General features: G+C 71.7%; 11 protein-coding genes. 2 read left to right on the forward strand and 9 right to left on the reverse strand.

The features are described 5' to 3' along the window. Window positions 1-14: 14 nt before the first annotated feature. A complete protein-coding gene (locus OKX07_RS20165; protein ID WP_265629784.1) occupies window positions 15-1,613 on the reverse strand; it encodes a TROVE domain-containing protein in 1,599 nt (532 codons plus the stop codon). Between the two features lie 810 nt (window positions 1,614-2,423). On the opposite strand from OKX07_RS20165, the gene OKX07_RS20170 reads away from it, so the two are divergent. Further along, window positions 2,424-2,876 carry a hypothetical protein gene (locus OKX07_RS20170; RefSeq protein ID WP_265629785.1) on the forward strand — a complete coding sequence of 151 codons (453 nt, stop codon included), beginning with the start codon at window positions 2,424-2,426 and terminating at the stop codon, window positions 2,874-2,876. Window positions 2,877-2,957: 81 nt separating this feature from the next. Here the strand turns inward: OKX07_RS20170 and OKX07_RS20175 are convergent, their stop codons facing one another. Both OKX07_RS20175 and dnaB read right to left on the reverse strand, forming a co-directional pair. Continuing rightward, window positions 2,958-3,677, reverse strand: a complete 720-nt coding sequence (locus OKX07_RS20175; RefSeq protein ID WP_265629786.1) for a DinB family protein — start codon at window positions 3,675-3,677, stop codon at window positions 2,958-2,960. A 269-nt stretch (window positions 3,678-3,946) separates the two neighbouring features. Beyond that, window positions 3,947-6,286: a replicative DNA helicase gene (gene dnaB, locus OKX07_RS20180; RefSeq protein WP_265629787.1), complete on the reverse strand. Its 2,340-nt coding sequence runs from the start codon at window positions 6,284-6,286 to the stop codon at window positions 3,947-3,949. A 478-nt stretch (window positions 6,287-6,764) separates the two neighbouring features. On the opposite strand from dnaB, the gene OKX07_RS20185 reads away from it, so the two are divergent. Beyond that, window positions 6,765-8,069 (forward strand): MATE family efflux transporter, encoded by a 1,305-nt coding sequence (locus OKX07_RS20185; RefSeq protein ID WP_265629788.1) that lies wholly within the window; start codon window positions 6,765-6,767, stop codon window positions 8,067-8,069. 120 nt (window positions 8,070-8,189) lie between these two features. Here the strand turns inward: OKX07_RS20185 and OKX07_RS20190 are convergent, their stop codons facing one another. The 6 genes from OKX07_RS20190 to OKX07_RS20215 all read right to left on the reverse strand — a co-directional run bounded on the left by OKX07_RS20190 (window position 8,190) and on the right by OKX07_RS20215 (window position 13,059). Continuing rightward, on the reverse strand, window positions 8,190-8,558 hold the full coding sequence (locus tag OKX07_RS20190; protein ID WP_265629789.1) for a hypothetical protein: 369 nt from the start codon (window positions 8,556-8,558) through the stop codon (window positions 8,190-8,192). A gap of 190 nt (window positions 8,559-8,748) precedes the next feature. Next, window positions 8,749-9,198, reverse strand: coding sequence for a 50S ribosomal protein L9 (rplI, locus tag OKX07_RS20195; RefSeq protein WP_265629790.1), 450 nt, complete (start codon window positions 9,196-9,198; stop codon window positions 8,749-8,751). A gap of 14 nt (window positions 9,199-9,212) precedes the next feature. Further along, the gene (gene rpsR, locus OKX07_RS20200; protein ID WP_062101988.1) at window positions 9,213-9,449 is read right to left on the reverse strand and encodes a 30S ribosomal protein S18; all 237 of its coding nucleotides are present in this window, start codon (window positions 9,447-9,449) and stop codon (window positions 9,213-9,215) included. Between the two features lie 77 nt (window positions 9,450-9,526). Continuing rightward, on the reverse strand, window positions 9,527-10,069 hold the full coding sequence (locus OKX07_RS20205; protein WP_265629791.1) for a single-stranded DNA-binding protein: 543 nt from the start codon (window positions 10,067-10,069) through the stop codon (window positions 9,527-9,529). Window positions 10,070-10,160: 91 nt separating this feature from the next. Then, on the reverse strand, window positions 10,161-10,454 hold the full coding sequence (gene rpsF / locus OKX07_RS20210) for a 30S ribosomal protein S6 (RefSeq protein ID WP_265629792.1): 294 nt from the start codon (window positions 10,452-10,454) through the stop codon (window positions 10,161-10,163). A gap of 181 nt (window positions 10,455-10,635) precedes the next feature. Beyond that, on the reverse strand, window positions 10,636-13,059 hold the full coding sequence (locus OKX07_RS20215; RefSeq protein ID WP_265629793.1) for a penicillin-binding protein: 2,424 nt from the start codon (window positions 13,057-13,059) through the stop codon (window positions 10,636-10,638). Window positions 13,060-13,239 lie beyond the last annotated feature (180 nt).

Raw genomic sequence — 13,239 nt, forward strand, 5'->3', positions numbered from 1 at the left:
GCCCGTGCGAGGCCCTAGAGGCCACGCGCGAACTCCGTGATGAGCGAGGGCACCGCGCCGTCGAAGCCGACGACGTCGAGCATCCCCGCGTCCGACGGGTCGGCGATCGAGAAGCCCGTCGCCGTCATGCCGACGACCACGAGCCGCGCGTCGATCCCCGAGCGCCGCCGGTACTCGGCGAGGGCCTGGTGCGGGTGCACCTTGCCCGCCCAGGTCTCGTTGTCCGTGTAGACCACGAACGTGTCGACCTCGGCGCCCTGCTCGGTCGCCCACACCATCGGCAGCGAGCAGTCGGTCCCGGCCATCGGCATCGCGTCGACGACGCGCAGGGCGTCGTCGAGCCGCTGCCGCGGCGAGATCGCGAGCGACTGCAGTGCGCTGTCGTGCCAGCCGCTGCCGCCCTGCCGCGTGGTGAACCCGACGGCGGAGGCCGACGGCTCCGTCGCGAGCTGCACCAGGGCCAGCGCGGCGGACGCCTCGCGGGCCGTGATCGGCATGCCCGAGATCGGCACGCCCATCGACCCCGAGACGTCGACCGCGAGCAGCGTGCGCTTCCCGGAGGGCTCGACGGCCCCGAACGCCGCGTAGAACGCGGCATCAAGGGCATCGGTCACCTTCCGGCTCGGCGACCACTCGCCGGCGCCGCGGGCCGACCGCCCGGAGGCGTACGTCCGCTGCGCCACGAGCACGCTGACCGGGTGGACGCGCGCCGACCGCAGCCGGCCGGGGTCGACCAGCTGCGCGACGACCTCGTCAGTCCGGCCCCCGAGGTCCGGGAGCATGCCAAGCCGCGTGAGCCGGGGCAGCTGGCGCATCAGGGCCGTCTGCGGCACGCCGACGTCGAGCAGCGCGTCCCAGACGGCCACCTCGCCCAGCGCCGCGTCGGGGAGCATCTCCCACGACAGCCGGTGCCGCCGGACGAGGTCGACCCACACCGCGGTCTCCGTGGCGGCCTGCGCCGCCACGAAACCCTCGACGAGCGTCGGCGTCGCGTCGCCGACCGAGCCCCGGACGATCCAGTCGAACGTCGCCCGCAGCTCCGGCGAGGCCGTCGTCGGGTGGGCCAGACGCAGCAGGTCGCGGTGCGACCAGCCCTCACGCTGGCGGTACTTGACCGCCTGGTACGCGAGGGCGTCGGCGTCCTTGGACGTGTACCAGCCGCCGACGGCGCGCCGCAGGCCCCGACCCCAGCCGCGGAACTGCTCGACGTAGCCCGCGAACAGGAACAGGTGCGTCCCGGTCCGGGCCACGGCCGGCAGCGCCGCGAGCGCGAGCTGTGCCGACTCCGGCACCGACGCGGCGTACGCCAGGGCGAACAGCGCGGGGTTCTGGCGCGGGGCGGCGCCACGGACGGACACGTCGACGATGGTCCTGACCAGCGTCTCGGGGTCCTCGTGGGCCATCCGCCCGACGACCTCGGCGTTCTCCCGGGCCAGCTCGCGCGGCGCGGCGTAGTACGTGCCGCCGTCCACGCCGAGGGTCAGGAAGCGCCGCAGCCGGGCGACGTCGTCGAGCGCGAACGCGTAGCCACCGGCGGCGTTCAGCTCCTGGCGGGTGTCGGCGCGCTCGCTCTGCGGCGTGCGCCGCAGTCCGAGCGTGCGCAGCACGTCCATCGGTCGTTCCTCTCGGTCGGTCGTCGTGGCGGTGGCGGGCGTGGTGCGCGCACCGGGTGGACCCGGCGAACCGGGCTGCCCTCCTCCGAGGGCGTCCTGAGTGAGAGGAGAACCGATCCGCTCCGGCCCGCCACCGCTCCGACAGGGGTGGAGCGGGCGTGTGGTCGCGTCTCCGGTACGGCGGCTGGTGCCGCCGGGCAGTACCCCGAGGGGTCGGGAGTCGAACCCGCACTGCCATCACCAGGTAACCGAAGACGCTCCGGCCCGCTCCGGGGAGGCTCGGGTGGGCGTGTGATGACGCCGGAGTCCTGCTCTGCCATCTGAGCTACGTCACCGAGGTGACGGCGGGACTCGAACCCGCGACCTGGCCATGAGGAGTGGTAACCGACAGTCTCCGGCCCACCCGATTCTCCCCGTGTGCTGTTGTCGTCGAGGACTGTAGGGGTCTACACAGGGCGGCTGGTAGCGCTTTTCTCCGGTGTCACCCGGGCGGGGTCAGCGAGCCGCGTGCACGAGGGCCCGGGCGGGCGTGGTGTGGCCTCCGGAGAGCGACGGCCCCTGACGGGACGGTGCGCAGTCCGCTGCTCTGACCACTGAGCTACGACGTCGAGACGCCGGAGGGACTCGAACCCTCGACCCGCGGAACCAGGTAACCGATGACCTTCGGCCCGCCCGGGCCGGGGCGTCAGTATGCCGTCCACGGGGCGTGCGGCGCGCGCGCATCGACGCCCGGACGGAAGGCGGGGGTCGGGCGCCGACCGCGTGAGACGGCCGTGCCCGGTGACGGTCGACGTCCTACCGTGACGACGCATGAGCGCCCCGGAAGGATCGACCATGACCGGCGGGCCTGCGGCGGTCGGCGGCACTCGCTCGCTCCGGCGCGCGCTGCCGCGCATCACACTCATCACCGTGGTCGCCGCAGGTCTCGTCCTGTGGCTGGGCCTCGCGACGTCGGTGCTCGGCTCGCTCGCCGCGGAGGTCTTCGAAAGCTCGGTGCCGTCCCTCGGGGAGGGCCCGTCTCTACCCGACGACGTGAACGTCGTGTCCACCGAGGAGGTGTGCGCCTCGGGCGGCTGCTGGGTCGAGCTGACGCTGCGCGGAGCCGCCGGGGAGTCACCTACCGAGCTCGCCTCGCGCCTGGACCTCACCGAGCGCGAGGCGTGCCACCGGTCCCCGCGGGTGTGGGTGTGGGACGTGTGCACCCTCGCCGTCCCGCGGTCCGGCACGCTCCTCGTCGTCCTGCAGTACGACCCCTCGGACTGACGGCCCCGGGCCCAACGGCTCGGCACCGCCCAGACGGTCAGCGATGCCCGCATCCGCAAGAAGCTCAGTCCGTAGCCGGCCCTACCGAGCGTCCTGTGCCTCGATCAGGTCGAGGTCGCGGACGCAGAAGCGGTGGTGCTCGAAGGTCTCGTTGAGCACCGTGCCGAGGCACTGCCGCACCGAGCGGCCCCGGGCATACGGCGGCCAGGCATCGTCGTCGGGCACCGGCGCTCGCGCTGCGAGCTGCACAGCGGTGACCTCGTCGAGCCAGGCCTCGAGCTCGGCTGCCTGTGCGTCACGCACGCTCACGATCTCGTCGAGGGCCGGATCGACCGAGAGGTCAAGCCCGTGCGCTCCACGGTAGGGCTCGACGGTCGGCCCGATGCCCATCGGCGTGAACGGCTCCGCCGAGCCCAGGCAGCAGCGGCGGAACCACGAGTCATGGACGAAGACCAGGTGGCGCATCGTCTGCACCGCCGACCACTCGTCGTTCACGCTGCGGCGCTCGATGCCGGGCGTACGGCGGATTCGCTCGATCGTGGCGGCCCAGCCGGCATGGAGCTGACGCGATGCCTCGCGCAGATCGGCAGGGTCCTCGGAGCGGATCAGCACCCGCACCGGATGACGCCGGTCGAGCTCTGCCTCGACGTACTCGGTGACCTCGACTCCGTTCACCACGAGGTTGGTGATGAGCCCGTCGATCACGGCATCCTGCATGACGACGCCGATCAGGCGTGCCCCGGTCAGATCGCACTCGCGGAACTCCGCACCGTGCAGATCCTCGTCGATATACCGCGTCATGCTCCGCATGCTAAATCCGAGCACTGACAAGCCAGCCACAACAGGGGCCGCGGGAGGACGAGCAACACGAGGACGACGGCGACGACGTCGAGATGCGGGTGGTCAGTGGTCCCGGGCAGGGGCCACGACTGCCCCTCGGCACGATCCTGGCGCGGATGAGCGGCGAGCTGCAGCTGTCGGACTGGCTGTACTTAAAGTATCCCGGCCGTGTTTTCAAACTATCTTGCGTCTCGACAACTATCCGACATCTCGACATCAAACTACCGAAGTCACATCTGCATGTCCACGAACCGCGAGTAGTGCCCCTGGAACGCGACGGTGATGGTGTCCGTCGGGCCGTTACGGTGCTTCGCCACGATCAGGTCAGCCTCGCCCGCACGGGGCGATTCCTTCTCATAGGCATCTTCACGATGCAAAAGAATAACCATGTCCGCATCTTGCTCGATGCTGCCCGATTCGCGAAGGTCGCTCATCTGCGGCTTCTTGTCCGTGCGCTGCTCGGGACCACGGTTCAGCTGCGAGATCGCGATCACGGGGACCTCGATCTCCTTCGCGAGCAGCTTGAGGGCTCGCGAGAACTCCGATACCTCCTGCTGGCGGGACTCGACGCGCTTGCCGGACGTCATGAGCTGCAGGTAGTCGATGACGACCAGCTTGAGGTCGTGGCGCTGCTTGAGGCGCCGGCACTTGGCGCGGATCTCCATGAGCGACATGTTGGGCGAGTCGTCGATGAACAGCGGGGCCTCGCTGATGCGGCCCATGGTCGCGGCGATCTTCGCCCAGTCGTCCTCGGCCATGGCACCCGTGCGCAGCTTCTGCAGGTGCACGCGCGCCTCGGCGGACAGCAGACGCATCGTGATCTCGTTGCGGCTCATCTCGAGCGAGAAGACGACGGCCGCCATGTTGTGCTTGATGGCCGACGACCGCACGATGTCGATGCCGAGCGTGGAGTTGTGTGTGGGGATCATCGACGGGCCCGCGAGGTACAGGTGCGAGGCGTGGTCGATCTCGACGCAACGCACCGGGACCGACGCCACCGGCTCGACCGACACGACGAAGCGCTGGTGCAGTCGCTGCGTGGACGGACGGCGCCGCTCCTTGTGCACGAGCTTCTTGCGCTCGAGCGCGAACACGTCGTCGTCCGTCGTGAACGTGATCGTGAAGCACGTCGACGACGCGGCCGAGCGCCCCCGCACCTGCTTGACGGACCACCCCGTCCGGTATCCGAGCGAGTGCACCAGCTCGCGGACGTCGCGTGCCAGTCGCTCGTCCGTGACGGCGAACTGCACCGACCCGGTCGGGTTCACCGTCCCGCTGGTGTCGAGCAGGCCTGCGAGCAGGTCACGACGCTGCGCTTCGCTCCCCCGCAGGTAGTCGACCGGGATGTGCCGGCGAACCAGGACACCGATCGCCTCGAACCCGGCCTTCGCCTGCGACGGCTCGTACCCCCGCCCCTCGATCCGCATCGCGATCTCAGGGTCCGCGCTCGTGAACCGCGCCGACGAGGAGTGCCCGTCGCCCAGCCACACCCCCAGCAGGTACGGGTCGACCAGCAGGTCCCGCTCGGGCAGCGACAGCGGCGCGGCCGTCGCGACAGCGTGGTTGGCCCGCCCGTCCGATGTCGCGCACCGCACCGTCGCAGCCAGCTGCTCGGTCGTCCTGACCCCAAAGTCGGCGCCCACCCGACGCTCCGCCCGCGTCCGCGTCACCCACTGGTGCTGCGCGTCCGCGACGACCGTCGAGCCGTCGTCGAAGGTCACGCGGTAGCAGGGGCGGTCGACCATGACGTCGGTGGTACGGACGACGCGCGTGATGGTGCCGTCCGCGGCGATCAGCCGGTCCCCGGCCCGCACCTCGCCCATCGTCGTCCACCCCGTGGGCGTGGGCAGCGGGGTGTCGAGCGCGAGCGCCTTGCCGATAGCCGGACGCGCCGCCAGCACGATCATCTGCCCCGGGTGGAGCCCGTTCGTCAGCCGGTCGAGATCAGCGAAGCCCGTCGGCACGCCGATCATGCCCTCCCCGCGGTGGCCGGCGCGCTCGATCTCGTCGACGGTCCCGCCGATGACCTCGGACAGCGGCAGGTAGTCCTCAGACGCTCGACGCTCGGTGACCGCGTACACCTCGGCCTGCGCGTTGTTGACCAGCTCGTCGACGTCGCCGCCGTCGGTCGCGTAGCCGAGCTGCACGATGCGCGTGCCCGCCTCGACGAGCTTGCGCAGGATCGAGCGCTCGCGCACGATCCGCGCGTAGAAGCCCGCGTTGGCGGCGGTCGGCACACCCGCGATGAGCGTGTGCAGGTACGACGGGCCGCCGATGCGGGTGATCTCGCCGCGCTTGGTCAGCTCGTCGGAGACGGTGATGGCGTCGGCGGGCTCGCCGCGCCCGTACAGGTCGAGGACCGCGTCGTAGATGACCTCGTGCGCGGGGCGGTAGAAATCGGTGCCCTTGATCTGCTCGATGACGTCGGCGATGGCGTCCTTGCTGATCATCATGCCGCCGAGCACGGACCGCTCGGCCTCGAGGTCCTGCGGCGGGGTGCGGTCGAAACCGCTGCCGCTGCTGCGCCCGCTGTCCGGCGGCGCGCCGTACTCGAGGTCCTCGATGGTCACCTGTCACCCACTCCTGCTTGTCCCCACCCGTTGAACACGTGTTCTACCGGGACCCTCTGACAGCCGCCCTCCAGCGCTCCCCTGCCGGACGACGACACCCCCGGGGACCTGCCCTCGCGAGGCTAGGCCCGGAACCCCCGGGACCCAAACGGGTGTGTGCACGACCCGGTGGACGACCTGTGGACAAGCCCTCTGGCCCTGTGTGCACAGGTTGGGGATAGGCCTGTGGACAACCCGGGTGAGAGCGCCATACACGCGCTCCCACCGGCGCATACGCTGTGCACGTGCTGTGGAACAAGGAAGATTCGCCCGGAGTTCACCAGGTGGACATCTGAGCCGCCCCCCGGACGCCCCCGGCCCGGTTCCCCCCGACCCTCCACCCCCCGCTGGGCCACCCGGGGGACGGACAGACCACCCCGAATCCGGCCCGGTCGACGACGACGCACCCCCCGCTGTCCACAGGCCCCACCCACCGGGTGTGGATCGCCAGATCCTCGCCCTCGCGGTCCCCGCCCTCGGCGCCCTCGTCGCCGAGCCCCTGTTCGTCCTCGTCGACTCCGCGATGGTCGGCCACCTCGGCACCGACTCCCTCGCCGGGCTCGCCCTGGCCTCCACCGTCCTGGTGACCGTGATCGGTCTGTGCGTCTTCCTCGCCTACGCGACCACCGCGGCCGTCGCGCGGCGGCTCGGCGCCGGCGACACCCGCGGCGCGATGCAGACCGGCGTCGACGGCATGTGGCTCGGCCTCGGCCTGGGTGCCCTCCTCGCGCTCGCGACGTGGGCAGCCGCACCCTGGCTCGTCGCGACGCTCGGCGCCGACGGCGCGGTCGCGCAGCAGGCCGTGACCTACCTGCGCTGGTCCGTGCCGGGCCTGCCCGGCATGCTGCTCGTCCTGGCGGCCACCGGCGCGCTGCGCGGCCTGCAGGACACCCGCACGCCCCTCGTCGTCGCCGCGTGCGGTGCGGTCGCCAACGCGGTCCTCAACGCCGTCCTCATCTACGGCCTCGGGATGGGCATCGCGGGCTCCGGCCTCGGGACGGCCCTCGCGCAGCTCGGCATGGCCGCGTGGCTCGTCGTCGTGGTCGTCCGCGGCGCCCGACGTGCGGGCGCACGACTCACCCCGGCCGCCGGCGGCATCTGGGCCAACGCGCGCGCCGGCACGCCGCTGCTCGTCCGCACCGCGACGCTGCGCCTGGCCATCCTCCTGACGGTCGCCATCGCGACCGGCCTCGGCCCGACGGCCCTCGCCGGGCACCAGGTCGTCAACGCCGTCTGGGCGCTGGCCGCGTTCGCACTCGACGCCCTCGCCATCGCCGCGCAGGCCCTCGTCGGCCACGCCCTGGGCTCCCGCGACGTCGCCCGCACCCGCGCCGTCCTGCGCCGCACCCTGCAGTGGGGGGTCGGCGCGGGGGCCGTCCTGGGCGTCGTCCTCGGCGCGGGCGCCCCGCTGTACGTGCGCATCTTCTCCCCCGACGCCGACGTGCAGCGCGCCGCCGTCGTCGGCCTCGTCGTCGCCGCCGTGGCGCTGCCCATGGCCGGCTGGGTGTTCGTCCTCGACGGCGTCCTCATCGGCGCCGGCGACGGGCCGTTCCTCGCCTGGGCGGGCGTCGCGACCCTCGTCGCCTACGTCCCCGCGGCGCTGGCCGTCCGCGCGTGGGCGCCGCCGGGTGCGGCGGGGCTCGCGTGGCTGTGGATCGCGTTCGCCGTCGTCTTCATGGCCGCACGCGCCCTCACGACGGGCCTGCGGGCGCGCGGCACGACGTGGATGGTCGTCGGCGGCTGAGGCGCGCGCCCGTATCCGTCGCGACCGCCACACCCACCCGCCCGTCGTCTGACCCGCGACCTCCGGGCCCACGACCCGGCCACGACCTGGCCGACCCCAGGTCGCGCCACTCGAGCGACATCAGTCGCCGCCACCCCCGCCACCGCCGTCCCCGCCGCCACCCGAGGCGCCTCCCGACGAGTCCGCGCCGTCGCCGTCCGAGCCGTGCCGTCCGTCCCCACCACCGCCACCCGCGGTCCCCGACGAGCCGTCCGCCCCACGCCCCGCGCGCTGCTTGCCCCCGGACGACGTCGCCCAGCTCGCGGACATCGCCATGAACACGATCCCCAGGACGAAGAACGCGGTGCCGCTCCCCGAGCCGTTGTTGCCCATCTGCGCGAGCCCGATGACGAAGAACGCCGCGCCGATGGCGACGAACGCCCCGGCCTGCTCCGGCTTCTTCCGGGTGCCGTCGTCCTCGGTCTCGTCCGGCTGCGGCTGCTCGCTCATCCGTGCTCCTCCTGGTGACGTGTTGCCTGCCGCCACGCTACGACGCCAGGACCCGACTTCCCCACCGACCCGAGACCGATCTTCCGCTCCGCCCGGGGACGGAGGTGACCACCTGGGGCCGGACGTGACGAAGCCCCGCACCGGGCGACCGGTACGGGGCTTCGTCGAGCTCGCGCGTGCGCGAGTCAGGTCAGATCGCGACGACCTTGACGGTCACCGCGGCCGAGACCTCGGGGTGCAGACGGACGTGCACCGTGTAGTCACCGGTCGACTTGATCGCCTGGGCGACCTCGATCTTGCGCTTGTCGACGGCCGGGGCACCGGCGGCCTTGATCGCCGCGGCGATCTCGGCCGTGGTGACGGCGCCGAACAGCCGGCCGGACTCGCCGGCCTTGGCCGAGACCGTGACGGGGTTGGCCTGCAGGGAGTCCCGCACGGCCTTCGCGTCGTCGAGCGTGGCGATCTCGCGCGTCTTGCGTGCGCGACGGATCGCGGAGACGTTCTTCTCGGCACCCTTGGTCCACGGCGTGGCCAGGCTGCGCGGGACGAGGTAGTTACGGGCGTACCCGTCCTTCACCTCGACGATGTCTCCAGGGGCACCGAGACCGGTGACCTCGTGGGTCAGGATGATCTTCGCCATGGGTCAGTCCTTTCTCAGCGAGCCGACGACGAGTACGGCAGGAGTGCCATCTCGCGCGCGTTCTTGACGGCACGGGCGATCTGGCGCTGCTCCTGCACGGAGACACCGGTCACGCGACGCGCACGGATCTTCCCGCGGTCGGAGATGAACTTGCGGAGCAGAGCCGTGTCCTTGTAGTCCACCGTGTCGATCTTGGCGGCCTTGAGGGGGTTCTGCTTCTTCTTGGGCTTGCGGACGACGGGCTTGGCCATCGCGGTGCTCCTTCGGATGTGGAGCCCCGAGCGTTGCCGTGCTCGGGGATGCGTTGTTCAGGGGTGCGAGGCGCCGATCAGAACGGAGGCTCGTCGGAGTAGCCGCCGCCGGACCCACCACCCGTGGGCGTGGCCCACGGGTCGTCGGTCTGGCCGCCACCGCCACCGGACGAGCTGCCGCCGCTGAAACCGCCGCCGCCGCCGTTGTTGCCGCCGCCACCGCCACCGCCGCCACCGAAGCTGCCGCCACCGGACCGCTGGGTCCGGGTGACCTTCGCTGTCGCGTACCGCAGCGACGGGCCGACCTCGTCGACCTGCAGCTCGTACACGGTGCGCTTCTCGCCCTCGCGGGTCTCGTACGAGCGCTGCGCGAGGCGGCCCTGCACGATGACGCGGGTGCCCTTGGTGAGGGACTCGGCGACGGACTCGGCCGCCTCCCGCCAGATCGAGCAGCGGAGGAACAGCGTCTCGCCGTCCTTCCACTCGTTGGACTGGCGGTCGAACGTGCGGGGCGTGGACGCGACCGTGAAGTTCGCGACCGCGGCACCGGACGGGGTGAAGCGCAGCTCCGGGTCCCCGGTCAGGTTCCCGATCACCGTGATGGTGGTCTCGCCGGCCATGACGGCCTCCTCGCTCGTTCGTACGGATCGGCTGCGGCGTGACGCCGCGGATGCTGGAGCCCGACGCTAGCGGCGGGCACCGACACGAAGGTCAGACGCCGCGGCGCAGGACCTTGGTGCGCAGGACGACCTCGTTGAGGCCGAGCTGACGGTCCAGCTCCTTGGCCGTGGCGGGCGACGCGGTGAAGTCGACGACGGCGTAGATGCCCTCGGGCTTCTTCTGGATGTCGTACGCAAGGCGACGACGGCCCCAGACGTCCACCTTGTCGACGGTGCCACCCTCGGTCTTGACGACCGTCAGGTACTTGTCGAGCGACGGGGCGACGGTGCGCTCCTCGATCTCGGGGTCGAGGATGATCATGATCTCGTACTGACGCAGGCTCATACCCACCTCCTCTGGTCTTCGCGGTCACGGTCGGTCCGTGACAGGAGGGTCTTCAAGCGTCTCGACGCACCCGTCCCCGACGAGTGTCAGGGAGGTGGGCACGACGAACCGTCCCGTGAAGGACGGCGGTCGCCCATGCTACCGGCTGTCGCGCCGGTAGCCGAATCGACGTCCGGGCCGATCAGCCGCCGTCCGCCCCGCCCTCGCCCTCCCCGCCGGCGTCCGGCGGTTGCACGGGCGGAGCCGTGGGCGACGGCGACGGGCTGGGGCTCGGCGGGGGTGCCGCCGTGGGCGCCGGCGGTGGCCCGCTCGAGACCACGAGCGTGACGGTCGCGCCGGTCGTGACCGTCGCGCCCTCGCCCGGCTCGACCCGGATGACCCGGCCCGAGGGGACGGACGTGGACCGCTCCGAGACGACGTTGGGGATCAGGCCGGCGGCCTGCAGGGCCCCCGTCGCGTCCGCCTCGGTACGGCTCACGAGCCCGCTCGGGACCAGCACCTCGGTAGGCGCCGGCGGCTGCTCGGGCGTCGGCTCCTCGGTCGGGGTCTCGCTCGCGGTGGGGGTGGGCCGACCGCCGACGTTGGCGCGTGCCGGGAACTGCTGGACCTCGGTGTACCGCGGGTGGTCGAAGACCTTGCCCATGTAGTCGGCCCAGAGCACGGCCGGGTACGACGAGCCGGTGATCTCCCCGTAGCTGCCCCACGCCTGGATCGAGTCCAGGGACTTGCCGTCCTGCCCCTGCTGGGACAGTGAGACCGCGGTCGCGAGCTGCGGCACGTACCCCACGAACCATGCCGACTTGTTCTCGGACGACGTGCCGGTCTTGCCGGCGATCGGCCGTCCGAGCGGCTTGATCTGCGCGCGTCCCGAGCCCTGCTCGACGACCTGCGTCATCGCGAACGTCGCGTCGGCCATGACGTCGGCGGGGAACGGCTGGGTGCCCCCGGTGTCGGGGGTCCAGGCGACCTCGCCGGTGCTGTGCTGGACGACCTGCAGGATGTGCGGCGTGCGCTGCGTGCCCTGCGCGGCGAACGTCGCGTAGGCGCCGGCCATGTCGAGGGGGTGCACGGCGTCGGACCCCAGGACGTTCGAGACCTCGGTCGTCAGCGGGGTCCGGATGCCCGCCTCGGTCGCGACGCGGGCGGTGTTCTCGGGCCCGACCTGGATGTTCAGGGCCGCGTACACGGTGTTCACCGAGTTCGCGGTGGCCCGCACCAGGTCGATCGTGCCCTCGCTGTCGTTGCCGAAGTTGCGGACGTCCTTGGTGCCGCCCTCCCACTCGGGGAACCGCTGCGGGGACGCGCCGTCGAACGTCGTGTTGAGGCTGACCCCCGCCTGGAGGCCGGCCACGAGGGTGAACGGCTTGAACGTCGACCCCGCCTGGATCGCGTCGAACGTCGCGGTGTTCTTGGAGTCGGTGAGGTAGTCGGTGCCGCCGTACAGGGCGACGATGCCGCCCGTCGCGGGGTCCACGGACACGACGGAGACGCGCAGCCGCGGGTTGGGCACCTCACCGTCCGACAGGGCACCCGCCTTCAGTCCCTCGGCCGACTCGAACGCCATCTGCTGGATGCCCTGGTCGATCGTGGTGATGACCTTCAGGCCGCGGGTGTTGAGCTCGTCCTCGCGGAAGAGGTCGGTGGCGATCAGCTCGTCCTCGACCATCTTCAGCAGGTACCCGTTGGGCCCGCGGAAGGTCTCGCCGCGCGCGTACGGCACGGTCGGCGGGAAGACCTGCGCCGCGCGCTCCTCGGCGGTGAGCCAGCCGGAGTCGACCATCGAGTCGAGCACCAGGCCCCAGCGCTGCTCCGACTTGGCCGGGTTGTTCGCGGGGTCCCAGTTGTTGGGCGACGGGATCACCCCGGCGAGCAGCGCGGCCTCGGAGACTGTGAGGTCGACGGCGTTCTTCGCGAAGTACGACTGCGCAGCGGCCTGGATCCCGTAGGAGTCGCGGCCGAAGTAGATGGTGTTGAGGTAGCGCCCCATGATCTGCGCCTTGGACTCGCTCTGGGAGATCTTGACGGCGAGGATCGCCTCCTTCGCCTTCCCCCAGTAGTCCGTCGTCGTGTTCTGGTAGTACCGCTCGACGTACTGCTGGGTCAGCGTCGACCCGCCCTGCGTCGGCTTGCCCTGGATGTTGTTGAGGAACGCGCGCCCCATGCCCGTGATCGACACGCCGCTGTTGGTGAAGAACGTCTTGTCCTCACCGGCCGCGACCGCCTGGCCGATGTGCTCCGGCAGCGTCGAGTACTCGACGAGCTCGCGCTTCTGCTCGGCGAACTGCCCCATCACCGCGCCCGGCGTCCCGGGAGTCTCGCCCGCGAAGTACACGGTCGTCGTCTGGAAGCGGACCTCGGCGAGCGCCGACGGCGGCTGGACGAGCGCGAAGGCCGCGACGCCGGCGCCGAGCACGAGGAAGACCCCGCCGATCATCGACCCCAGCACCACGCGCCACGACGGCAGCCACCGGTGCAGGCCGGTGTACTCCCGGCGGGGGTAGTTCCAGAACCCGCGGCCCTGGGTGGCGGACGCAGACGTGGACGTGGGCCGACGCGTGGCGCGCCGGGCGCGCGAAGGAGCTGCGCGGCGGTTGCTGCCTGCCAACGGGTGACCCTCTCGTGCCGACGACGTGACGGCCCGCGCCACCCACGACCCGGACGACGGGTGCGCGGGAGGGGCGCTGCCGGGCCTCAGTATGGACGAACCGCCTGTGTTGTCCTGTCGGAACCGTGCCCGGGTCGTCCGGTCCGGGTCGACCCTTCACACGATCGGCACGCCCTCACG

The organism is Cellulomonas sp. S1-8, from assembly GCF_026184235.1.
In the GTDB taxonomy this organism is placed as follows: Bacteria; Actinomycetota; Actinomycetes; order Actinomycetales; family Cellulomonadaceae; genus Cellulomonas.

Coding starts and splice junctions, on each gene's coding strand:
- OKX07_RS20165 (WP_265629784.1), bottom strand. CDS start 1,613: ATGGACGTGCTGCGCACGCTCGGACTGCGGCGCACGCCGCAGAGCGAG.
- OKX07_RS20170 (WP_265629785.1), top strand. CDS start 2,424: ATGAGCGCCCCGGAAGGATCGACCATGACCGGCGGGCCTGCGGCGGTC.
- OKX07_RS20175 (WP_265629786.1), bottom strand. CDS start 3,677: ATGACGCGGTATATCGACGAGGATCTGCACGGTGCGGAGTTCCGCGAG.
- OKX07_RS20190 (WP_265629789.1), bottom strand. CDS start 8,558: ATGAGCGAGCAGCCGCAGCCGGACGAGACCGAGGACGACGGCACCCGG.
- rplI (WP_265629790.1), bottom strand. CDS start 9,198: ATGGCGAAGATCATCCTGACCCACGAGGTCACCGGTCTCGGTGCCCCT.
- rpsR (WP_062101988.1), bottom strand. CDS start 9,449: ATGGCCAAGCCCGTCGTCCGCAAGCCCAAGAAGAAGCAGAACCCCCTC.
- OKX07_RS20205 (WP_265629791.1), bottom strand. CDS start 10,069: ATGGCCGGCGAGACCACCATCACGGTGATCGGGAACCTGACCGGGGAC.
- rpsF (WP_265629792.1), bottom strand. CDS start 10,454: ATGAGCCTGCGTCAGTACGAGATCATGATCATCCTCGACCCCGAGATC.